The sequence below is a fragment of the Loktanella fryxellensis genome (assembly GCF_900110065.1).
Lineage (GTDB): Bacteria > Pseudomonadota > Alphaproteobacteria > Rhodobacterales > Rhodobacteraceae > Loktanella > Loktanella fryxellensis.
The window spans coordinates 1-20,722 of sequence record NZ_FOCI01000014.1 but is presented as its reverse complement, the minus strand read 5'-3'; the positions used below and the strand labels follow the sequence as shown (position 1 = coordinate 20,722).

Genomic DNA, 20,722 nt, shown 5'->3' with positions numbered 1-20,722 from the left:
GGCCGGGGGCTTCACTGCCCGATAAAGCGGCACCTGCACGATTTTGGGTCGCGCAAGTCGGGTTCCCGCTGGTCAGAACGCCGCGACGCTTCGATAGTCGTCGCAACTGCATCACCTGACGGGGACCCCACCGATGTTCTACCGCATGTTCACCGCCGCCCTGCTGCTGGCCAGCACGGCGCACGCCCAGACCGACCTGCCTTTCGCGCTGGACTGGAAGTTCGAGGGGCCCGCCGCCCCCTATTTCGCCGCCATCGACAACGGCCATTTCGAAGCGGCCGGTCTGAACGTGACGCTCGAGGCGGGCAACGGCTCGCTCGAGGCGATTCCCAAGGTCGCCACCGGCGCCTTTCCGGTGGGATTCGCCGACATCAACAGTCTGATCAAGTTCCTCGACCAGAACCCCGGCGCGCCGGTGATCGCGGCCATGATGGTCTATGACAAACCGCCCTTCGCCGTCATCGGGCGCACGTCGCTGGGCATCAGCGATCCCAAGTCGCTGGAAGGCAAGGTGCTTGGCGCGCCGCCGCCCGACGGCGCATGGGCGCAGTTCCCGATCTTTGCCGCGGAAAACGACCTCGACATGGCCGCGATCACGGTCGAACCCGTGGGCTTTCCCACACGTGAGCCGATGCTGGCCGAAGGCAACGTGGCCGCGATCACCGGGTTCTCCTTCACCTCGACCCTGAACGCCGCCCGCCTCGGCGTGCCCGCCGACGATCTGGTGACGCTGCTGATGGCCGACTACGGCGTCGACCTCTATGGCAACGCGGTGATCGTGAACACGGACTATGCCGCCGAAAACCCTGAAGTCATCGAAGGCTTCCTCGCCGCCGTCGCCGCTGGCTGGAACGATGCCATCGCCGACCCCGCCGCCGTCATGCCGATGCTGATGGAACGCAACCCCGCAGCGGATGCCGCGCTGGAGCAGGAACGGCTGGAGTTGTCGATCCGCGACAACGTGAACACGGACTGGGTGCAGGCCAACGGGTTCGGCGGCATCGACGCGGACCGCATGCAGAGCAGCCTCGCGCAGATCGCCACCACCTACGAATTCGCGACACCCCCCGATGCGGCGCTCTACTTCACCGACGCCTACCTGCCAGAGGGCGGCTTCAAGCTGACGCAATGACCATGGACAGCCTGATCGACATTGCGGGGGTGCGACACAGCTACCGCACCGCCAGCGGCCCGTTGCCGGTGCTGGACGGGCTTGACGTGCAGGTGCCCGAAGGCGGCTTCGTCGCCGTCGTCGGACCCTCTGGGTGCGGGAAATCCACGCTGACCCGTCTGGTGGCGGGGCTGCTGATCCCCGACGCAGGCGAGGTCAGGGTGCACGGCAAGCGGGTCACCGCACCGCGCAGCAACGTCGGCATGGCGTTCCAGAATCCGGTGCTGCTTGAATGGCGCACCATCCTGCAGAACGTGATGCTCCCGCTGGAGATCGTGCCGACCAAGCTGTCACGCGCGCAGGGCGAGGAGCGGGCGCGCAAACTCCTCGCTCTCGTCGGCCTCGAAGGGTTCGAGGGCAAGAAGCCGTCGGAACTGTCCGGCGGCATGAAGCAGCGCGCGTCCCTGTGCCGGGCGCTGATCCACCAGCCGGAGGTGCTGATCCTCGACGAACCCTTCGGCGCGCTCGATGCCTTCACGCGAGAGGATCTGTGGCAGATCATGCACCGGGTAAAGGCGGAAGAGCCGTTCACCGGCGTCCTCATCACCCACGATCTGCGCGAATCGATCTTCCTTGCATATCAGGTCGTCGTGCTGTCGGGCCGTCCCGCGCGGACGCAGTTCGTCATGGACATCCCCGACACCGGCCTGCGCACGCTGGAAGACCTTTATACCCCCATCGCCGCCGAACGGCTGAACATCCTGCGCCACCAGATCGAAGTGGCCCAAGGGCGGGTGGCGGCATGAAGGCGCGTCAAGTTCTTGTCCCGCTGGCCGCTGTCGCCCTGTTCCTGATCGCGTGGGAGGCGCTGGTCTGGGTCATGGGCTGGCCCAACTACAAGATGGCGAGCCCCACCGACCTGATCCCGGCCTACGAGCGTTATTGGTCGCTGTTCCTGACGATGGGCTGGCAGACCCTGTGGCGCACCGTGCTGGGGCTGATGCTGGCGGTGATCTTCGGCGTGGCCCTCGGCATGGTGATGGGCTTCTCGCGCACCATGCGCGACGCGCTCTATCCGCTGCTGGTGGGCTTCAACGCGGTGCCAAAGGCGACGGTGGTGCCCATCGTGGCGCTGATGTTCGTGGGCTGGCACGATTTCAACACGGTGCTGATCGCCTTCATGATCAGCTTCTTCCCCATCGCCGTGTCGGTCAGCATCGGCCTGTCCACGCTGGAACCCGAATACCGCGACATCCTGCGCAGCCTCGGTGCGTCGCAGGCCACCATCTTCTGGAAGATCGCCCTGCCCAAGACCCTGCCGGAATTCTTCGGCGCGCTGAAGGTCAGCGTCACGCTGGCCTTCATCGGCACCAACCTGATGGAGATCGTCAGCCCCCATGGTCGCGGCCTCGGGGCGCTGTTCGACAGCGGCAAGACCAACTCGGACTATCCGCTGATGTTCGCGGTGCTGATCGCCCTCGCGGTGCTCGGGATCGTCCTCTACTACATCGTGGTCGCGCTGGAGCGGGTGTTCGCGGGCTGGGCGGACCGGACGGCTTAACGCTCGCCCGTTAACGCTCTCCGGGTCGCTTCAGGCTGAACACCTCGGTCACGGACGCGAAGTCGCGGTAGCCGAGGCGCGACACCGGGTTGAACCGCAGCACGTCGAAGATGCCGTCGTGGATGCAGTCGTCGGCCAGCCGGATGCCCGTCACCTCGCCCAAGACCATGATGTTGTGATCGCCCTTCAGCGTCACGATCTCGGTCATGCGGCATTCCAGCGTGGCGGGTGCGGCGGTGACGTAGCCGCAGTCGATGCTCTCGCACTGGCCCTTGTCGAGGCCGGTCAGCGTGAACTCGTCGGTCTCCTTCTCCCACGGGCCGGAGGAGTGGTTCATCGCGTCGGCCAGCGCATGGCTGACCACGTTCACAGCGAACACGCCCGTCTCGCGGATGTTGGTGACCGAATCCTTGGTGCCGTCGCGGTCGGGTTTGGCCCCGGTGCTGGCGAACATGACCTGCGGCGGGAAATAGCTGACGGCGTTGAAGAAGGAATAGGGCGCGAGGTTGTCGGACCCGTCCGCCCCACGCGTTGAAACCCAGCCGATCGGGCGCGGCGTGACGATCGCGTTGAACGGGTTGTGCGGCAGGCCGTGGCCAGCCCCTGTCCGTGGATCTGGTTGGTAGAACATCGGTCGTGGTCCCTTTCATCCGGTCGGTGCAACAGCTAGCTTGGCCAGACGCGCCGGACCAGACGAAAGACCGTTCCCCGATGGATATCACGACCGCACGGGAAAAGCCCGACGACTGGTGGGAGGTGGAGGCCCTGTTCGACACCTGCTTTGCGCCGGGCCGCACGGCGCTGTCGTCCTACCGCCTGCGCGACGACGTGCCCCCAATCGCGAACCTGTGCCTCGTCGCGCGCGACAGCTACGGTCAGGTCGCCGGTGCGATCCGCAACTGGCCCGTGCGGGTGGGCGGGCGGGACGCGGTGCTGCTCGGCCCCGTCGCCGTCCACCCCACCCATCAGGGCGAAGGCATCGCCGCCCTGCTGATCTGGCGCTGTCTGGAGGTGGCGGCCAAGGCCGGTCACCCCCGCATCCTTCTGGTGGGCGATGCGCCCTATTACGGCCGCTTCGGTTTCCAGCGGCTGGAGGGCGTCCAGATGCCGCCGCCGACCAATCCGGACCGGGTGCTGGGCATCGCCCTGCGCAAGGACGGCTGGGACGGTGTCGTGGGGCCGGTGACACGCGCAGCGGATTGAAAACGCCCGACGTCTGCATATGTTGAACCTGATACCAACCACAGGTCGGACCCCATGCCAGTTGATGCCAAGATCACCGACCTGACGCCGCTGACCGATGCCGACCGTGACCGGATCACGGCCCTTGCCGACCGCCAGCGGCGGGCGAACGGACTTTTGATGCGGGCGATCAACTTCGTCGGCGGTCAGGTCGAGGATACGTTGAAGATCCTGCCCAAGGCGGTCCGCACCCAGATCGACGGCGCGGCGCGGGTGGCCCTGGAAAACAGCTACGAGCTGGCGGCGAAGTCGCGCGGTGGCCCAGTGGGGCAGGCGGTCAACACCGACCGGATGCACAAGGTGATGGCGACGCTGTCCGGCGCGCTGGGCGGCCTCGGCGGCCTGCCCACGGCGCTGGCGGAACTGCCCGTCGCCACCACCATGATCTTTCGCGCGGTGCAGGGTGTTGCCGCGCAGTATGGCGAGGACCCCACCTCGTCCGAAACGCGCCTGCAGGCGCTGGCGGTGTTCGGTGCGGGTGCGCCCGTGGACGGCAAGCCCGCGGATGGGATCGACACATCCTTCATCGGGGCGCGGCTGGGCCTGTCCGGGGCGGCGGTGCATACGCTGATCGGGCGTGTGGCCCCCCGGTTTGCCACCGTGCTCACGCAGAAACTCGCGTCGCAGGCCGTACCGCTCCTTGGCGCGGCAGCGGGGGCTGGCACCAACTACGCCTTTACACAATATTACGTCGAAATGGCGCATGTGCATTTCGGCCTGCGCCAGATGGTCCGCACCCATGGCGAGGATGCGGTGCTCGATCTGTTCCACGCCCGTCTGGGCAACGCTCAGGTGGTGGCGCGCGCCACCTCGTGATTGTCCACCAGCCAGGCGTTCATCATCTCGCGGATGTCCTGTTCGCCTGACGCCAGCGCCGTCGCGACCGCCTTGCCAGCTTCGATCAGGTTCACCTGACGGATCAGATGCTTGACCGGCCCCACGGATGCGGGCCGCATGGACAGGCTGCGGAACCCGATCGCCGCCAGCACCAGCGCCTCCAGCGGACGGCCCGCATCCTCGCCGCAGAACGACAGCGGCGTGCCCGCCGTCTCGCAGCGGGCCACCACCTGCGACAGGAACGTCAAAAAGCTGCCGTTCAGCATGTCGTAACGACGTCGCACGCGCTCGTTCTCGCGGTCGGCGGCATAGAAGAACTGCTTCAGATCGTTGCCACCAACCGAGATGAAGTCGACCGCGCGAAAGAAGCTGTCTGGCGCATAGGCCAGCGACGGCGTCTCCAGCATGGCACCCACCTCCAGCTTCGATGGCACCGGGTTGCCCAATTTGCACTCGCGGTCCAGCACCTTGTCCAGCTCGGCGCGGGCGATGCTGAACTCTGCCTCCAGCGTGACGAAGGGGAACATGACCGTCAGCGGCGCGCCCTGTGCCGCGCGCACCAGCGCCTGCAACTGCATCCGCAGGATGCCCGGCTTGTCGAGGCCCACGCGCAGCGCTCGCCACCCCATCGCGGGGTTCGGCTCGTCGTTGGGCTTCATGTAGGGCAGCACCTTGTCGGACCCGATGTCCAGCGTGCGGAACGCGACCCGCTTGCCCCCCGCCGCCGCCATGACGCGTGCATAAAGCGCGGACAGTTCCAACCGCTTCGGCATCTGGCTGCGGATCAGGAACTGCAACTCCGTGCGGAACAGCCCGACACCCTCGGCCCCGGACCCCGCCAGTGATGGCAGGTCGGCCATCAGACCCGCATTCATCTGCAATGCGATGCGCGTGCCGCAGGTGCCCGTGGCGGGCAGGTCGCGCAGGCTGGCATAGCGTTCCTGCGCGCGCGTCTGCATCGCCAGCTTGTCGGCGAACGCGGCCTTGACGCTGTCGTCCGGGCGCAGATGGACCACACCCTGTTCGCCGTCGACAAGGATCGCGTCGCCGTTCAGCGCCTCGGTCGTGATTCCCTTGGCGTTGATGACCAGCGGAATGGCCCAGGCGCGCGCCACGATGGTGGCGTGGCTGCCGACGGATCCTTCTTCCAGTACGATCCCGCGCAGGGTCTTGCCGTAATCCAGCAACTCGCCGGGGCCGATGTTCTTGGCGATCAGGATCGCGTTCTCCGGCATCTCGGCGCCGGTGTTCTTGCCTTGTCCCGTCAAGATGCGCAGCAGGCGGTTCGACAGGTCGTCCAGATCGTGCAGCCGTTCGCGCATGTAGGCGTCGGGGGCCTGCCCCAGACGGGACCGCGCCAGCGACTGCTCCTTTTCCACCGCCGCCTCGGCGGTCAGGCCGGTGGCGATGTCGTCCTCCATCCGGCGCATCCAGCTGCGCGAATTGGCGAACATGCGGTACGCCTCGAATATCTCGACCTGATCCGGCGACAGCGCCTTCTGCCCGCTCAGCAGATCGTCGACCGTGCGGCGCAACGTCTCGACCGCCTCGCGCAGCCGCTCCAGCTCCCGCTCGGGATCGTCGGAGATCGGGTTCGTCACCACCACGCGCGGCTCGTGCAGATAGACGTGGCCGGAACTGGCCCCTTCCTGCGCGATGCTGCCCCGGAACAGCACGGGCCGCTGGTGACGGGCGGACAGCGCCGCCCCTTCGCCCAGAAACGCGCCCAGCTCGGTCATCTCTGCCAGCACCATGGCCACGACCTCGAGGGCATAGACCTCGTCCGGGGTAAAGGTGCGTGCATCCTTCGACTGCACGACAAGCACGCCCAGCGCGTCACCCAGCCGCTGGATCGGCACGCCGCAGAACGACGAGAAGCGCTCCTCGCCGGTTTCCGGCATGTAGCGGAACCCCTTGGCAGACGGCGCATCGGCTGCGTTGATGACACGCCGGGTGCGCGCGACACGCCCCACCAGGCCCTCGCCCAGCCGCATCCGGGTCTGGTGCACGGATTCCGCCTGCAGGCCTTCGGTCGCGCATAGCTCCAGCGTCTCGGCGTCGCGGAACAGATAGATCGAGCAGACTTCGGTCTGCATCGAGGCCGCGATCAGGGCCACGATGCGGTCCAGCCGTTCCTGTCCTGCGGTCCCCTCTGCCAGCGCCACGCGCAGGCGACCCAGCAGTTTGCGGCTTTCGCTTTCGATCCTGTCCGCCATGACACCCCCCTGTCCTGCGGGTCCAGTCCTAGGCGGTTTCGCCAGCAAAGGGGAGAGGCAATGCACCCCGCGCATGGCTGCGGACTACCGCAGGTTGCGGCCTGGGGGGATATGCATGGTCTTTGGGCAGCGTGGTCGGGTGTGACGCAAGGATCAGTCCGCCTGCGCACCGGGGTGGTCGAAAAAGCTCCACGCATCCGCCGCCAGCCGCGGCCCGATGTCGTAGAACCAGTGGTCATGGCCGGGAATGACCAGCAGATCGACGTCGTGGCCCGCCTCCGCCAGCCGCTCCGCCGCCTGCGTCACCACGTCGAGGGGGTAGGACAGGTCGTCGGTCCCGATCTGAATGCGCACCGGTATGGGTGCTGGGCCGGTGGGCTGCACCGTCCCGATATCGCCGGCGTGGACTGCGACCGCACGCCACGGACCATCCGGCGCCAGCGCCAGCGCATGGTTCGCACCCGCCGAATGGCCATACAGATATACGCGGTCCGGATCGAAGGGATGCGTCAGCGCCACATCGTCCAGCAGCGCCATCAGTGCGGCCGCAGGTTCGTCGCGCATGGACCACGCCTGCGGATCGGCCGCATCCGGGGCAATCAGCAGAATGTCGTGATCCGCGGCCATGCCTTGCCACATGTCGACCATCGCGCGCCCGTCGCGTCCCGACCCGTGCAGCAGCACGATGGCCGCCGGTCGGTCCGATTGCGGCGGCTGCGGCAGGGTGTGCCAGACCATCCCGGTCGCGGCGATGGTCCGTGTGAAACCTACGGGCGGCGCGTAGTCCGCATCACGCGCCGGAAACCGCGGTGACAGGGGGGTGCCGTCGATGCGCGTGAGCACGCCGGGTTGCTGGCCAGCTGTCAGGACACTTGCCCCGCCGGCCCGGATGTCCGGCAGGGCCGGAAGCAGCGCAAGGGCCACCAGTCCGATCCCCATTGCCAGCCCAAGGCCTGCCACCAGTCTGCGCATCGTGCCACCTGCTCCATCTGGATCCGCCGCCGGATCTCAGGTCGGCGGGGCGGAATTATGTCCTGCGGTGGATCAGCTCGCCTTGTCCAGATCGAACGCGTCGTGCAGCGCCTGCACGGCCAGTTCCATGTACTTGCGGTCGATCAGCACGCTGATCTTGATCTCGGACGTGGTGATGACCTTGATGTTCACGCCCTCGTCGCGCAGCACGGCGAACATCTTGGCCGCCACACCCGCATGGCTGCGCATGCCGATGCCGACGATGCTGACCTTGGCCACGCCCTCGTCCACCACCAGATCGTGGAAATTGATCGATGCGTCGGCCTTGGCATCCTCCATCGCCTTCTGCGCGCGCATCACCTGATCCATCGGGCAGGAGAAGGTCATGTCGGTGCGCCCCTCCTCCGAGATGTTCTGCACGATCATGTCCACGTTGACCCCGGCAGCCGCCAGGGGGCCAAAGATCGCGGCGGCGATGCCGGGCCGGTCGGCGACCGAGATCAGCGTCATCTTCGCTTCGTCACGGGAATAGGCCACACCGGCCACGACATTGCTTTCCATGATGTCCTCCTCGGCGCACACCAGCGTGCCCGCGTTGTCTGATGGTTCCTCGAACGACGACAGCACCCGCAGCTTGACGCCGAACCGCATCGCCAGCTCCACGGACCGCGTCTGCAGCACCTTGGCGCCCAATGAGGCCAGCTCCAGCATCTCCTCGAAGGCGATGCGGTCCAGCTTGCGCGCCTTGCGCACGATGCGCGGATCGGTGGTATAGACGCCATCCACGTCCGTATAGATGTCGCAGCGCTCCGCGCCGAAGGCCGCGGCGAACGCCACTGCGGTGGTGTCCGACCCGCCGCGCCCCAGCGTGGTGATGCGGCCTTCCGTGCTGACGCCCTGAAAGCCCGCGACGACAGCGACCTTCATGCCGGCGGCAAAGCGGTCCATGATGTTCTGCGTCGGGATCGCCTCGATCCGCGCGTTGGCGTGGGCGGATGTGGTCTGCACCGGAACCTGCCAGCCCTGCCAGCTGCGCGCGGGGATATCCATTTCCTGCAGGCGCAGCGCCATCAGGCCCGCCGTCACGTTCTCGCCGCTGGCGGTCACCGCATCGTATTCCCGCGCATCATACAGGGGCGAGGTTTCGTTCACCCAGCCGACCAGTTCGTTGGTCTTGCCGGACATGGCGGACACGACCACGATCACATCGTAACCGTTGGCCACCTCCAGCGCGACCCGCTTGGAGGCGCGCATGATCCGGTCGATGTTGGCCACCGACGTGCCGCCGAATTTCATCACAAGTATGGGCATGGTGGTTCCCCTGTCGCGCGTCCGCCGCCCCATACGTCACACCGCACGCAAGGGCAATCCATGCGACCTCACGGACATCGACCTGTGGCACGCGGGACCCGTCGCGCGTTCCTTCGGGGCTTCTTCTGGTCAGAAATATCCCGGGGGACGCCGCAGGCGGGGGGCTGGCCCCCTCTGCCTTCGCGTCCAGGTCCCGTCAGTGCGTCCTGCGCTTGGGCGGCATCGGCATCACGGGAATCTCGTCGGCCAGCAGATCGCGGACCTCGGCCCCCGTGGCCTCGCCCCGGATCAGGCGGGCCGGGGCGTCGCCCGCATGGATCGCCCGCGCCTCGACGGCGAAATTGCCGCCCACGTCCTCGCTCTCGGCTTCGATCCGGGCGCGCAGCCTCTCCAGCGGTGCGACGTCCGGTGCGCTCAGCGCGCCGGTCGCCGCCACGGCGGGGGCCATCACGGCCTTGGCGATCCGTGGCGATCCGCAGGTCGTGCACGACAATTGCCCCGCATCCGCCAGCGCCTGATAGGCGTCGGCGGACCGGAACCAGCTGTCGAAGCGGTGCGATGCGTCGCAGATCAGTGTGTAGCGGATCAAGATGTGTCGTCCGGTGTCAGGGCGGGGGCAGGCTCCGTCGCGCCAAGGTAGGGTCTGGCCACCCGGTTGCAATGACCTGTCGCCGGCAGGTCGGCAAGTCATGCCATGTCGGGATCGAACTGTTCCACGATGCGGCGCAGGGTGGGATTGGACAGCCGGGAAGCGGCATGTCCCTGCGGGAACCAGCGCCGCTTGCGTTCGCGCACCTCCGGCCAGATCACGGCAGCGTGGTGCACCTCCAGCGGATAGACCAGCACGACCACCGGCGTGCCGCGCCGCGACAGCGGCTTGACGTCCGCATAGACGCCAAGACAGCGGTCGCTGGGCGTGCCGCGCAAGCCCGCTTCCTCCCAGGCCTCGGTCGCGGCGGCGTCGGCGGGGGTCTGGTTGTGCATCGGCCAGCCCTTGGGCAGGATCCAGCGGCCGGACCTGCGCCCGGTGACCAGACACACCTCCACCGCGCCATCCGCATCCCTGCGCCAGCACAGCGCCGCGAACTGACCGCGCACGGCGGTCTTGCCGCCGCGCAGCTTCAGCGGCAATTGCGCGCGGGGGGGCAGCTGCTGTGTCGGCTGCTTTGTCGGCGGGGGGCTGGTGTCGTCGGTCAAGGCGCTTACATCCCACATCATGCACCCCGTGGTTCCACACCCCCCCGATCCGCGCAAGGCCGTTCGGCCCCCGCACCGCCCGGTCTTCATCGGGTCGGAAATCTATCGCCATTCCTCCTATGGTCCGTTCCACCCGCTGCGGGTGCCGCGCGTGTCCACGGTGATGGACCTGTGCCGTGCGCTGGGCTGGATCGCACCGGGACAATACCGCACCGCACCCCGCGCCAAGCCTGCCGCACTGACCGCGTTCCACACGCCCGAGTATATCGCGGCCCTCCAACGGGCCGAGGCGGTGCAGGCCGTCACGGACGCTGACCGCCTGCGCCATCACCTCGGCACCGCCAGCAATCCCGTGTTCCCCGAGATGTTCCGCCGCCCCGCCACCTCTGCCGGTGCCACCCTGCTGGCGGGCGAACTGCTGCGCGATCCGGGCACCGTGTTCACGCCCGCAGGCGGCACGCATCACGGCTTTCCCGACCGGGCGGGGGGGTTCTGCTATCTCAACGATCCGGTGCTTGGCATCCTGTCGCTACGCCGGGCGGGCGTGGCGCGGATCGCCTATCTCGACATCGACGCGCATCATTGCGACGGGGTGGACCATGCGTTCCGCGACGATCCGGACACGCTGCTGATCTCGACCCACGAGGATGGTCGCTGGCCCCGCACCGGTGCGCTGGACGATCATGGCGCGGGCAACGTGTTCAACGTGCCACTGCCGCGCGGTGCCAACGACTGCGACATGGCGCTGGCGCGCGACCGGGTGATCCTGCCCGCACTGACGGCCTTCCGCCCCGACGCCATCGTGCTGCAATGCGGCGCCGACGCGGTCGAAGAGGACCCGCAGGCCCGTCTGTCGCTGTCCAATAACGCGCACTGGGACATCCTGCGGATGATCCGCCCCCTGTCGCCGCGCCTGATAGTGCTGGGCGGCGGCGGCTACAACCCGTGGAGCGTGGGACGCCTGTGGTCCGGCAACTGGGCAATCCTGAACGACCTGCCCATCCCACAGGTTTTGCCACCGCCCGCGCAGGCGGTGCTGGCCGCCCTGCGCTGGGACGGACAGCGCCGCTATCCCACCCCGCCGCCGCACTGGATCGCGACCTTGCAGGACGCGCCGCGTCACGGCCCGGTGCACGACGCCACGCGCGCTGCCTGCGACCATCATGCGGCGCGGCTGGGCGTCTGGGTCTGATCGCGCCTTGCGGTGCTGCGACCCCCAATGGATAGTCCGCACCAAGAGGAGAATCCGATGCAGACACCACCGAAGATCGTCGTGATGGGCGTGTCCGGTTGCGGCAAGTCGACGATCGCCGAGCTGCTCGCGCGGCAGATGGCGCTGCGTTACCGCGACGGCGACGGCCTGCACCCGCCCGCCAACGTCGAGAAGATGCGCCGTGGCGACCCCCTGACCGACGCCGACCGCGCCCCCTGGCTGGATCTGGTGGGGCAGGCACTGGCGGATCAATGCGACGTGATCGCCTGTTCCGCGCTGAAACGCAGCTACCGCGACCGGATCAGGCGGCACGCGCCGGACGCGATTTTCGTCCACCTCGCGGGCGACCGGGCGGTGCTAAAGGCGCGTGTCGGCAACCGCCCCGGCCATTTCATGCCCGCCAGCCTGCTCGACAGCCAGTTGGACACGCTGGAGCAGTTGGCCCATGACGAGGCAGGCTTCATCGTCGATCTCGACCAGACGCCGGAGGCGATCGTGGAACAGGCCATCGCCCATTTGCCGCCAGCGGAGCGGTCCTGACCGCTACAGCGGAGCGGTCTTGAAGAGCGTCACCTTCAGCCCGCCGTGCGGCACGCTCAGCCGGTCGGGCAGAAAGGGCAGGGCGGTCGCCTTGGCCAGCCCCGGCTCGCTCGTCACCAGCCCCACGCGCCAGCCGCGGAACCGCTCCTTCAGCGTGGCCCCCAGCGCGCCATAAAGCGGGAACAGCAGGTTGCGGTTGCCGATCCGCGCCCCGTAGGGCGGGTTCACCATGATCAGCCCCGGCGGACCTGCGGGCCGGGCCAGATCGCTGATCGCATGGTGGGCGAATGTGGTCAGATCGCCCACACCCGCCCGCGCCGCGTTCTCCGTCGCGTTGCGCACCGCGCCCGTGTCGCGGTCCGACCCATAGAACCGCAGCGCGGTGTCCCGCCCCGGCATCGCGTCCCGCAGTCGGGCAAAGGCTGCCGCGTCATAACTCGCCAGCTGCTGGAACGCGAAATCGCGGGACCGGCCGGGGGCGAGGCCGCGCGCGATCTCCGCCGCCTCGATGACGAAGGTGCCCGACCCGCACATGGGATCGACGACGGGTTCGGTCCCGGTGTAGCCGCAGTGCGCGAGGAAGAGGGACGCCAGCGTCTCGCGCATGGGCGCCTTGCCGACCGCTTCCTTGTGGCCGCGCTTGTGCAGGCTTTCGCCGGACGTATCGACCGACAGCGTGACCGTGTTGTCGTCGATCCGCACCTTCAGCGTCAGGGGCGCGTCGGCGGCGATGGTGATGCCGGCCTCTTCGCGCAGCGCCGTCTCGATCCGCTGCTGGGCAGCACCCGCGTGATAGATCTTGGAGGCCTTCGTCGTCACCTCGACCCGCACGGGCACGTCGATCCGCAGGGTGTCGGTCCAGGAGAACTTGCGCGACCGCTTGTCCAGTTGTGCCAGATGGAACGCGAGGAAGCTGCCGAAGCGCACGAGGATGCGGCCCGCACCGCGCAACTGCAGGTTGGCGCGCCACACGTCGGGCCAGTCGCCGGGAAATGTGACGCCGCCGGGCACCGCCTGCGCGCCCGCGAACCCCGCCGCCTGTACCTGCGCCAGCAGCAGCGGTTCCAGACCCGGCGGGGCGGTGGCGAAGATTTCGAATGTGGTATCGATCATGGCGCGGGTCTAGCGGCAAACGCCGCCCGGTGCATCCGCGAAACGCAATTGTCAGACGGTGACGAACTGCGTGGCATCGTCGGCCACCGGGGCGTGGCTGAAATCGGCGGCGTCCGGGATGCGCCCGAACGCGATCTTGGCCCCAAGGTAGCCACCCGGCATCTGCGCGGGCGGACCCAGCGTGATCGCCTGCGGCCCGTGGCTGGCGCGCAGCGCGTCCATCAGGTCGCTGACCCGTTCCCAGCGGGCGCGCACCGCATCGTCCGACGCCGCCCCGTCCGCACCGGGGGCGGTGCCGAACAGGTCGGCGATCATCGCACCTTCCGCGATCAGGCCGTGCAGCATGACGCTGACGCTGCGCGGGCGGAACCGGACCTGCGCGCGCGCCGCCTCCAGCCCCTGTGCCAGCGCCAGCAGCAGGCCGTGGTCGTCGCGGGTCGGCGGCAACCCTGTCTCCCAGTGCCAGCTGTCGCCCTGCGGTCGCACCCCGCGCGCGCCCGGATGGCCGCCACCGCGCAGGCCCAGCGTCAGCCGCGTGGCGCGCATGTCGGCGCGCCGCAGTCGGCGGGCGGCGCTGGCGGTCAGCAGGCGGGCACAGATGGCGATGCGGTCCGGTGTGCGCCAGTCGCGGGGCAGCATGCGGCTGTGGCCGAACATGCCCTTTTGCGTGGTGGGCCGCTCAGAATGATGGCCGTGCAACCCGTTCCAGAACCGCTCGCCTTCCACGCTGCCCCAGATCATCCGCGCCTGCTTTGCCGCCAACCCCCACAGCCCGGTGAAATCCTGCACCCCCGCCGCCGCCAGCCGCGCCTGCATCCCCTTCGAAATGCCGGGCAGATCGCCCAGCGGCAGGTCCGCGAGCCGCTGCGGCAGATCGGCGGTGCGCAGCATCACGGTCCCGTCGGGCTTGTCCATCTCGGCAGCGATCTTGGCCAGCAGTTCCGTCGGACCGATGCCGATGGAACAGGTCAGCCCTTCGCTGAAGGCAGCCGCCAGCCGCGCCTTGATCGTGGCCGCCAGCGCCAGCGCATTCTGCGCCTCGGCGGGCAGCAGGTGGCACACCACCTCGTCGATGGACCGGACGTGGGCGATGGGGACGCAGCCGTCGATGACCGACAGGATGCGCTGGTGCAGGCGGACATAGACATCGTGGCGCGCCACCACGAAAGCCATGTCGGGGATGATTGCGCGGGCATCCTTGATCGTCATGCCGGACCGCACGCCCAGCCGCCTGGCCTGACGGCTGACGGCAATACAGCCAGTATGCGTGGCATCCAGCGGCACCACGCCCACTGGCCTGTTGCGCAGGGCGGGATTGAAGTGCTGTTCAGCGGACGCAAAGAAGCTGTCGAAGTCGAGGTAGAGGCGCGCGGCATCAACCGCCGGGTCGGTGGGTGTAGTCATGGGGGTGGCCTGTTCCGGTTTCGAACAAAATAGGAACATGGCCGATCCCCCGCAACGATTCGTCCGCCGCGCCCGTGCTTGTCGCATGATCACGGTCCCGGCAGAATGACGCCCCCCGGGACCCAGCCGGGCTGCGGCACCTAGGATTGATAGGCAGCTTCCGTTAGGATCGTCCGAAAGCAATCCAAGAAATGGACAGGCACATGCAGGCGACACGACGCATCTTTACCCTTGGCGCAATGGCAGCGGCGTTGTCCGCGTGCAGCGGCACCCGGTCGCTGGGCCGTGCCAGCGCCGCACCGCGTCCGGCCGAGACGGTGATGCAGGCGGTCCCCAATCCGGCGTGGGACGCCTGGGTGGCGTCGTTCCGGGGCCGTGCCGCCGGGCAGGGCATTTCCGACGCGACGCTGAGCCGCGCCTTTGCCGGGGCGGGGTTCCTGCCCGACGTGATCGACCGCGACCGCAACCAGACCGAGTTCACCCGCACGCTGGAGGAATACCTCGCCATCGCCGCGTCCGACGAACGCGTGGAGAAGGGGCGTGCCAACTTTGCCCGTTACCGCGACACGCTGGCCGCGATCGAGGCCCGCTACGGCGTCGAGGCGCATGTCGTCACCGCCGTCTGGGGCCTCGAGAGCATGTTCGGAGAGCGCAGGGGCAACGTGCCCGTCGTCTCTGCGCTGTCCACCCTCGCCTACGAGGGGCGCCGCGGTGCCTTCTTCGAGGCGCAGCTGTTGGCGGCGCTCCGCATCGTGCAGAACGGCGACATCACCCCGGACCGCATGACCGGCAGCTGGGCCGGGGCGATGGGGCACACCCAGTTCATCCCGACATCATACCTCGAATATGCCGTGGATTTCACCGGCGACGGTCGCCGCGACATCTGGTCCGACGATCCGACCGATGCGCTGGCCAGCACCGCGGCCTACCTGTCGCGCTCCGGCTGGCGGCGCGGCCAGCCGTGGGGTGGCGAGGCGGGATCGCCCGGTGCCGCCGCGGGCAGCACCCGGATCCAGCCGCAGGCGGGCGGCCCGGTGTTCGTGGTGGGTCCGAATTTCAACGCGATCAAGCGCTACAACAACTCCGACAGCTACGCGATCGGGGTCGGGCACCTGTCGGACCGGATCATCGGCGGCGGCCCGATCCAGGGCAGCTTTCCCCCGGACCGCTACGGCATGACCGCCGACCAGCGCAAGGCGCTGCAGCAGCGGCTGACGGCGGCGGGGTTCGACACGCAGGGGGCCGACGGCGTGCTGGGCACCAATTCCCGCGCCGCGATCAGCGCGTATCAATCCCGCAACGGCCTGCCCGTGACCGGAGAGCCGTCGCTGGACCTGCTGGCGCGGTTGCGCTGAGGGCGGGCGGGGACCGTCGCCGGTCAGGCGACGGTCATCACCGGGCAACGGGCATGGGCGGTCAACCGCGACGACACGCTGCCCATCAACAGGCCGCGCAAGGTGCCCAGACCGCGACGGCCCGCCACGATCAGATCGGCGCCGATGGCATCCGCATGTTTCAGAATCGCATCGTCCGGGGCGCCGGTCAGCAGGGTGGTCGTGACGTTGGTCGCCTCTGTCCGACCGACGATGACACGGGCCTGATGCAGCACGATCTGGGACTGCTCCTGCAGATCCTCCGCATGCGATTTGTGGATCAGCGCCTCGGCAGGTGCAAAGAACACATCCGTGTCGGCCGATGTGCTGCCCTGCGCCGCATCGGTCACGTGCACGATATGCAGCGCAGCACCATAGGTCTGCGCCAGATCGAGCGCCACCGCGAGGGCGGCAACCGAGGGGCCGGAGCCGTCGAAGGACATCAGGATGGTCTTGAACATGGTGCGCGCCTCTTGCAGTGATCAGGCCCCATCATGCCACGATCCCGGCCATGACGATGTGGTCACCGCTGTCGCACCGCACGATTGCACCGGGTTGTGACGCAATCGTCGCAAACTGTCCGGTGCATCGGGAATGGTGTGGTTTGGTGGAGCCTAGGGGGATCGAACCCCTGACCTCTTGCATGCCATGCAAGCGCTCTCCCAGCTGAGCTAAGGCCCCGAACCGTGTGACGCTGCGTGTCCGCCTGCGTCGTCGTGTGCCGCTGTCTATGCAGCGACCGGAACGAGATCAAGCGGGAAATCGCGTTCCGGTGGCATCTTTTCGTCTCGACCCGAGAGGGGGTCAGTCGTCGTCGGATTTGCCCACGTCGCCGATGTCGTCGAGGCTGACCGTGTCGTCGTCGTCGTCTTCCAGCACGTCGTCGCCCAGATCGACATCCTCGTCCTCGGCGTCGTCGTCCTCGAGGACCAGATCGTCATCCTCGTCGGCGATCTTCATCTTCTTGGTCTGCGCATCCTCGAGGTCGGCGACCATGGTCCGGGTCTTGCCGGTCTCGATGGTCACGACGCTGCCCGTGTAGGGGCTGACGATGGGCTGCTTGTTGAGGTCGTAGAAGCGTTTGCCCGTCTCGGGGCACAGGCGCTTGGTGCCCCATTCTTCTTTCGGCATGGGTTTCCCCCTCTGATATGTCGGTGCCACCCTTGCAGCGGCCTCGCGTCCCCTGCCATATGGCCGGGACACTGTCAAAGACCAATCCCGCAGCGTCGGCAAAGGATGCATATGGCCCGCGATCTGTATATTGGCAACCCCCCGATCGCGGTGGACCTGCGCCGGTCCGCACGGGCGCGGCGGCTGAGCCTGCGGGTGTCGCGGCTGGATGGCCGCGTGACGCTGACGATGCCGCCCCGCGCGCCGGAGCGCGAGGCGCTGGCCTTTTTGCAGGAGCGCGAGGACTGGCTGCGGGGGCATCTGGTCGATGTGACGCCCACGGCGGTGGCGGCCGTCGGCGGTGCCATGCTGTTCCGGGGGCAGCAGATGCGGATCGTGGCCGGGGCAGGGCGCGGCGTCCGGGTCGAGGGCGACACCCTGCTGGTGCCCGAACGCAGCGGCCCCGCGTTGCTGCGCGGCTGGTTGCGGGCGCAGGCGCGGGACGCGCTGGTCGCTGCGTCCGACGGGTACGCGGCGCGGATCGGACGCAGCTATGCGGGGATCACTCTGCGCGACACCCGCTCGCGCTGGGGATCCTGCACGTCGGCGGGGGCACTGATGTATTCCTGGCGTCTGATCATGGCGCCACCCGTGGTGCTGGACTACGTCGCCGCCCACGAGGTCGCGCATCTGGCCGAGATGAACCATTCCAGCGCCTTCTGGAACGTGGTCGCCGGGCTGGTGCCCGATTATGCCCGCCACCGTCAGTGGCTGCGCGATAACGGCGATCAGTTGCACAGGGTCCGCTTCGATGAGTGACCTTATGCCTCCGCGGGGGCGGCGGTGATCCGGCCCCGTCCCGCACCCGCACCGGGGGCGGCACACGACAGGGTGTTCAAGGCGTTGCGCACCCAGATCCTGCATGGCCAGATCGCCCCCGGTACGACCCTGACCCTGCGGGGAATCGCGCAGGATTTCGACGTTTCGATGACGCCCGCGCGCGAAGCGGTGCGACGTCTGGCGGCAGAGGGTGCGGTGATCCTGTCCGCGACCGGGCGGATCAGCACGCCGCTGCTGTCGAACGAGCGGATCGAGGAACTCGCGACGCTGCGTGCGCTGCTGGAACCGGAACTGGCGTCGCGCGCGCTGCCACGCGCGCATTTCGCGCTGATCGACCGGCTGGAGGCGATCAACCAGGGCGTTAGCCAGATGGTCGTGCGGCAGGACGCCAGCGGATACATCCGCATGAACCTCGAATTTCACCGCACGCTCTATCTGCGGGCGCAGGCGCCGGCGATCCTTGCGCTGACGGAAACGGTCTGGCTGCAGCTGGGGCCGACGATGCGTGCCCTCTATGGTCGGCTGAACCGCACCGATCCGCCGGTGCATCACCGTCTGATCCTGGCGGCGTTGAAGGCGGGGGACGAACCGGGGTTGCGACTGGCCGTGCGCGGCGACGTGACCAAGGGGTTGCGGCTGCTGAAGGCATGAGGTGCAGGGGTCGTGTCGGCGATCCCCAAAAACCGTAAAGTGTGTTGCAGGGACAGGAACCGGCGATCACGGCTGGTGGGATAGCACAAGGCGACTGCGTGCCGTTGGCCATGACCGGATCTGCCGTGAAACCGTGACGCCGAATGTCTGCACGCAGCCCGTCCGGCGTGGCGTGCGGCGGTGCGCCGGGTCCGCTTGCAAAGGTTGTCCACGCTTCTCCGCTCTAGCCGCGTCGCCCCTGAAAACGGGCTTTGCCACCGTGTTCGCAAGGACCATGCGCCGGATAAAAAAAGCGCCCACGGGGGCTTGAAGGCCCCTGATGCTTGGCGTATCCACCGCCGTGCTGATGGGGTGTAGCCAAGCGGTAAGGCATCGGTTTTTGGTACCGTGTACCGTAGGTTCGAATCCTACCACCCCAGCCAGCGTCCCCGCGAAGTGTTGATATTAATGTGAATTCCGCCGTGGAATGGCGATCTTCTCCCCAGTGCATCACATGGGTGTGCAACACGGGTGTGATACAGGCCGTCGTTCGCGCGCAAATCCGCATCTCCCGAAGATGGGAAGATGAAGATGCACGGAATCAATCATGTCCACCGCCGTGGCGCCGTCTACGTCTGGCGCCGGAGGCTACCGAAGGCGTGCGGCAAAGGTCGATTCCTACAGGTCAGTCTGAGAACCCCAAACTTTTCGTCGGCAAATCGCCTCGCAGCCATTGTAAACGAAAAATTCTTGGCATTCATCCTTGCCGTGAAAAGCGAGCGCATCTCCCACGCAGAGGCTCAGCGTTTCCTTGCGGCGGAAGTGGCCCTGGCCCTGACCCGGATCGACGAGGAACGCTACTTCGAGCCCGAAGCGACGTCACCCGAAGAGTGGCGGACCCGGTACTTTGCCGAGAAGTGCCGGTCTGTCGCCCTGCGTATCGTGGCGGCGCGCGGTGCCGGTGCTTGCCTGATCGAAGAAGATCGCCGTGATCTCGTGCAACATGGCTACACGGAAGGGCATCTTCTGACGATCTGCCAGGAGATCGATATCCTGCGGGCTGAACTCGGGTCACCAGACTTCCTTCGCGGCGTGAAGGATGCGGCAGAGACGGTCATCGGAAGGAATGACCTCTCGCAGCCCGATGTCCGTGCCACCGTGGCCCTCCGGCTGCGCGCGCAGGCCATGGCGATCGAGGCCTCGGACCGTCGCGCCAATGCCGGCCCCTTCCGCCTTCTTGATGAGAAAGCGTGCTACGAACACGTCAATCTGGGCACCGAGGCAGAGCCTCTTCAGCCGACAACTGTCGGAATGCATCAGGCTGATGTTGCACGGGTCGCCGCTATCCACGGCGGCACGCCCCGAGAGGCCAACGTCGGACGCACGGTGCAGAATGCGCGCATTGACTGTATCGCAGACCTGATCACTGCTCATCTTGCTGCCAGGGACAAGCCGACGAAGTGCGCGGGCGAGGCCAAGAAGATTGCCAAGGACGTCAGGCAGAGGAAATCAGTGCTGCGTCATTTCACCCAGGCGATTTCGGCCAGATTTCTGATCGATCTGACTCAGTCGGATCTTTCCCAATACGCCGACACCATGGACAAGATTCCGAAGATCCATGGCAAGAGCCCGACGGATCGAGATCGGACCATCCACGAATTGGTGGAACGTGCAGAGGACCTGCCGGAGGAAGAAGTTGGCCTGTCCGCGGCTCTGTTGCACAAATCCGAGAGGGATTCATGTTGTGAATCCAGTGTGGTAGCTGGCCCGCATGAGCAAACCGACATCACTTACCTACAAGACGACGAACTGGGCTGATTACAACGCGGCGCTGAAGCGCCGCGGATCACTGACGATCTGGTTCGATCCCGAGATGAACTGGGATGCCGAACCTTCCGGCAAGAGGGGCAGGTCGCGGACCTTCAGTGACGCCGCCATCCAGACGTGTCTGACCATGAAAGTGCTTTTCGGGATGGCGCTTCGGCAGACGACGGGCTTCGTCGAGAGCCTGCTGCGGCTCACGGGGCTGGACTGGGTCGTGCCTGACTTCAG

22 protein-coding genes, 2 tRNA genes and 1 pseudogene are annotated in these 20,722 nt (G+C 67.4%); 14 read left to right on the top strand and 11 right to left on the bottom strand.

What is annotated here, in order from left to right:
* Positions 1-133: 133 nt before the first annotated feature.
* From BMX16_RS11540 to BMX16_RS11530, 3 genes are read left to right on the top strand one after another with little or no spacing between them, the layout of a single operon-like run.
* Positions 134-1,132, top strand: coding sequence for an ABC transporter substrate-binding protein (locus tag BMX16_RS11540; RefSeq protein WP_089903491.1), 999 nt, complete (start codon positions 134-136; stop codon positions 1,130-1,132).
* Between the two features lie 2 nt (positions 1,133-1,134).
* A complete protein-coding gene (locus BMX16_RS11535; RefSeq protein ID WP_177174647.1) occupies positions 1,135-1,917 on the top strand; it encodes an ABC transporter ATP-binding protein in 783 nt (260 codons plus the stop codon).
* A complete protein-coding gene (locus BMX16_RS11530) occupies positions 1,914-2,672 on the top strand; it encodes an ABC transporter permease (RefSeq protein WP_089903485.1) in 759 nt (252 codons plus the stop codon). The genes BMX16_RS11535 and BMX16_RS11530 overlap by 4 nt, the downstream gene beginning before the upstream one ends.
* A 10-nt stretch (positions 2,673-2,682) precedes the next feature.
* Here BMX16_RS11530 and BMX16_RS11525 read toward each other — a convergent pair whose 3' ends face one another.
* Positions 2,683-3,303 carry a flavin reductase family protein gene (locus BMX16_RS11525; RefSeq protein ID WP_089903482.1) on the bottom strand — a complete coding sequence of 207 codons (621 nt, stop codon included), beginning with the start codon at positions 3,301-3,303 and terminating at the stop codon, positions 2,683-2,685.
* 80 nt (positions 3,304-3,383) lie between these two features.
* Between BMX16_RS11525 and BMX16_RS11520 the strand changes: the two genes are divergently transcribed.
* A complete protein-coding gene (locus tag BMX16_RS11520) occupies positions 3,384-3,875 on the top strand; it encodes a GNAT family N-acetyltransferase (RefSeq protein WP_089903478.1) in 492 nt (163 codons plus the stop codon).
* A gap of 54 nt (positions 3,876-3,929) precedes the next feature.
* Positions 3,930-4,730, top strand: coding sequence for an EcsC family protein (locus BMX16_RS11515; protein ID WP_089903474.1), 801 nt, complete (start codon positions 3,930-3,932; stop codon positions 4,728-4,730).
* On the opposite strand, the gene ptsP is transcribed toward BMX16_RS11515, so the two are convergent.
* The 5 genes from ptsP to BMX16_RS11490 all read right to left on the bottom strand — a co-directional run bounded on the left by ptsP (position 4,703) and on the right by BMX16_RS11490 (position 10,447).
* Complete coding sequence (gene ptsP, locus BMX16_RS11510) at positions 4,703-6,967, bottom strand: phosphoenolpyruvate--protein phosphotransferase (protein ID WP_089903471.1); 2,265 nt, start codon at positions 6,965-6,967, stop codon at positions 4,703-4,705. The two genes, BMX16_RS11515 and ptsP, sit on opposite strands and share 28 nt — an antisense overlap.
* A gap of 153 nt (positions 6,968-7,120) precedes the next feature.
* Entirely contained in the window at positions 7,121-7,939 is an 819-nt protein-coding gene (locus BMX16_RS11505; RefSeq protein WP_089903468.1) for an alpha/beta hydrolase, read from the bottom strand.
* Positions 7,940-8,011: 72 nt separating this feature from the next.
* The gene (locus BMX16_RS11500; RefSeq protein WP_089903465.1) at positions 8,012-9,250 is read right to left on the bottom strand and encodes an aspartate kinase; all 1,239 of its coding nucleotides are present in this window, start codon (positions 9,248-9,250) and stop codon (positions 8,012-8,014) included.
* A gap of 196 nt (positions 9,251-9,446) precedes the next feature.
* Complete coding sequence (locus BMX16_RS11495; RefSeq protein ID WP_089903463.1) at positions 9,447-9,839, bottom strand: DUF1178 family protein; 393 nt, start codon at positions 9,837-9,839, stop codon at positions 9,447-9,449.
* 98 nt (positions 9,840-9,937) lie between these two features.
* Positions 9,938-10,447: an NUDIX hydrolase gene (locus tag BMX16_RS11490; protein ID WP_245731503.1), complete on the bottom strand. Its 510-nt coding sequence runs from the start codon at positions 10,445-10,447 to the stop codon at positions 9,938-9,940.
* A 19-nt stretch (positions 10,448-10,466) separates the two neighbouring features.
* Here BMX16_RS11490 and BMX16_RS11485 point away from each other — a divergent pair, with 19 nt between their 5' ends.
* Entirely contained in the window at positions 10,467-11,639 is a 1,173-nt protein-coding gene (locus BMX16_RS11485) for an acetoin utilization protein AcuC (RefSeq protein ID WP_089903457.1), read from the top strand.
* 57 nt (positions 11,640-11,696) lie between these two features.
* A complete protein-coding gene (locus tag BMX16_RS11480; protein ID WP_089903453.1) occupies positions 11,697-12,200 on the top strand; it encodes a gluconokinase in 504 nt (167 codons plus the stop codon).
* Positions 12,201-12,203: 3 nt separating this feature from the next.
* Here BMX16_RS11480 and BMX16_RS11475 read toward each other — a convergent pair whose 3' ends face one another.
* Both BMX16_RS11475 and BMX16_RS11470 read right to left on the bottom strand, forming a co-directional pair.
* Positions 12,204-13,313, bottom strand: a complete 1,110-nt coding sequence (locus BMX16_RS11475) for a THUMP domain-containing class I SAM-dependent RNA methyltransferase (protein ID WP_177174643.1) — start codon at positions 13,311-13,313, stop codon at positions 12,204-12,206.
* A 51-nt stretch (positions 13,314-13,364) separates the two neighbouring features.
* On the bottom strand, positions 13,365-14,717 hold the full coding sequence (locus tag BMX16_RS11470) for a Y-family DNA polymerase (RefSeq protein WP_089903450.1): 1,353 nt from the start codon (positions 14,715-14,717) through the stop codon (positions 13,365-13,367).
* Between the two features lie 203 nt (positions 14,718-14,920).
* Between BMX16_RS11470 and BMX16_RS11465 the strand changes: the two genes are divergently transcribed.
* Entirely contained in the window at positions 14,921-16,072 is a 1,152-nt protein-coding gene (locus tag BMX16_RS11465; protein ID WP_089903447.1) for a lytic murein transglycosylase, read from the top strand.
* Between the two features lie 23 nt (positions 16,073-16,095).
* Here the strand turns inward: BMX16_RS11465 and BMX16_RS11460 are convergent, their stop codons facing one another.
* The 3 genes from BMX16_RS11460 to BMX16_RS11450 form a co-directional block, all read right to left on the bottom strand.
* Positions 16,096-16,551, bottom strand: coding sequence for a universal stress protein (locus tag BMX16_RS11460; RefSeq protein ID WP_089903444.1), 456 nt, complete (start codon positions 16,549-16,551; stop codon positions 16,096-16,098).
* A gap of 144 nt (positions 16,552-16,695) precedes the next feature.
* Positions 16,696-16,771, bottom strand: a tRNA-Ala gene (locus tag BMX16_RS11455).
* A 123-nt stretch (positions 16,772-16,894) separates the two neighbouring features.
* The gene (locus BMX16_RS11450) at positions 16,895-17,221 is read right to left on the bottom strand and encodes a TIGR02300 family protein (protein WP_089903441.1); all 327 of its coding nucleotides are present in this window, start codon (positions 17,219-17,221) and stop codon (positions 16,895-16,897) included.
* 111 nt (positions 17,222-17,332) lie between these two features.
* Here BMX16_RS11450 and BMX16_RS11445 point away from each other — a divergent pair, with 111 nt between their 5' ends.
* From BMX16_RS11445 to BMX16_RS11425, 6 genes and pseudogenes are all read left to right on the top strand, one after another.
* Positions 17,333-18,019 carry a M48 family metallopeptidase gene (locus tag BMX16_RS11445; protein WP_177174642.1) on the top strand — a complete coding sequence of 229 codons (687 nt, stop codon included), beginning with the start codon at positions 17,333-17,335 and terminating at the stop codon, positions 18,017-18,019.
* Positions 18,020-18,043: 24 nt separating this feature from the next.
* A complete protein-coding gene (locus BMX16_RS11440) occupies positions 18,044-18,691 on the top strand; it encodes a GntR family transcriptional regulator (protein WP_089903435.1) in 648 nt (215 codons plus the stop codon).
* A 347-nt stretch (positions 18,692-19,038) separates the two neighbouring features.
* Positions 19,039-19,113: transfer RNA gene (locus BMX16_RS11435), tRNA-Gln, on the top strand.
* A 142-nt stretch (positions 19,114-19,255) separates the two neighbouring features.
* Positions 19,256-19,408 (top strand): annotated as a pseudogene (locus BMX16_RS18350) (DUF6538 domain-containing protein); the annotation flags it as partial.
* A gap of 12 nt (positions 19,409-19,420) precedes the next feature.
* Positions 19,421-20,488: a hypothetical protein gene (locus BMX16_RS11430; RefSeq protein WP_089903431.1), complete on the top strand. Its 1,068-nt coding sequence runs from the start codon at positions 19,421-19,423 to the stop codon at positions 20,486-20,488.
* On the top strand, positions 20,442-20,722 hold a 281-nt coding region (locus BMX16_RS11425), incomplete at its 3' end, for a transposase (protein WP_177174641.1). The genes BMX16_RS11430 and BMX16_RS11425, both read left to right, overlap by 47 nt.

Coding starts and splice junctions, on each gene's coding strand:
- BMX16_RS11530 (WP_089903485.1), top strand. CDS start 1,914: ATGAAGGCGCGTCAAGTTCTTGTCCCGCTGGCCGCTGTCGCCCTGTTC.
- BMX16_RS11535 (WP_177174647.1), top strand. CDS start 1,135: ATGGACAGCCTGATCGACATTGCGGGGGTGCGACACAGCTACCGCACC.
- BMX16_RS11520 (WP_089903478.1), top strand. CDS start 3,384: ATGGATATCACGACCGCACGGGAAAAGCCCGACGACTGGTGGGAGGTG.
- BMX16_RS11505 (WP_089903468.1), bottom strand. CDS start 7,939: ATGCGCAGACTGGTGGCAGGCCTTGGGCTGGCAATGGGGATCGGACTG.
- BMX16_RS11540 (WP_089903491.1), top strand. CDS start 134: ATGTTCTACCGCATGTTCACCGCCGCCCTGCTGCTGGCCAGCACGGCG.
- BMX16_RS11475 (WP_177174643.1), bottom strand. CDS start 13,313: ATGATCGATACCACATTCGAAATCTTCGCCACCGCCCCGCCGGGTCTG.
- BMX16_RS11460 (WP_089903444.1), bottom strand. CDS start 16,551: ATGTTCAAGACCATCCTGATGTCCTTCGACGGCTCCGGCCCCTCGGTT.
- BMX16_RS11465 (WP_089903447.1), top strand. CDS start 14,921: ATGCAGGCGACACGACGCATCTTTACCCTTGGCGCAATGGCAGCGGCG.
- BMX16_RS11480 (WP_089903453.1), top strand. CDS start 11,697: ATGCAGACACCACCGAAGATCGTCGTGATGGGCGTGTCCGGTTGCGGC.
- BMX16_RS11485 (WP_089903457.1), top strand. CDS start 10,467: ATGCACCCCGTGGTTCCACACCCCCCCGATCCGCGCAAGGCCGTTCGG.
- BMX16_RS11450 (WP_089903441.1), bottom strand. CDS start 17,221: ATGCCGAAAGAAGAATGGGGCACCAAGCGCCTGTGCCCCGAGACGGGC.
- BMX16_RS11525 (WP_089903482.1), bottom strand. CDS start 3,303: ATGTTCTACCAACCAGATCCACGGACAGGGGCTGGCCACGGCCTGCCG.
- BMX16_RS11445 (WP_177174642.1), top strand. CDS start 17,333: ATGGCCCGCGATCTGTATATTGGCAACCCCCCGATCGCGGTGGACCTG.
- BMX16_RS11515 (WP_089903474.1), top strand. CDS start 3,930: ATGCCAGTTGATGCCAAGATCACCGACCTGACGCCGCTGACCGATGCC.
- BMX16_RS11500 (WP_089903465.1), bottom strand. CDS start 9,250: ATGCCCATACTTGTGATGAAATTCGGCGGCACGTCGGTGGCCAACATC.
- BMX16_RS11470 (WP_089903450.1), bottom strand. CDS start 14,717: ATGACTACACCCACCGACCCGGCGGTTGATGCCGCGCGCCTCTACCTC.
- ptsP (WP_089903471.1), bottom strand. CDS start 6,967: ATGGCGGACAGGATCGAAAGCGAAAGCCGCAAACTGCTGGGTCGCCTG.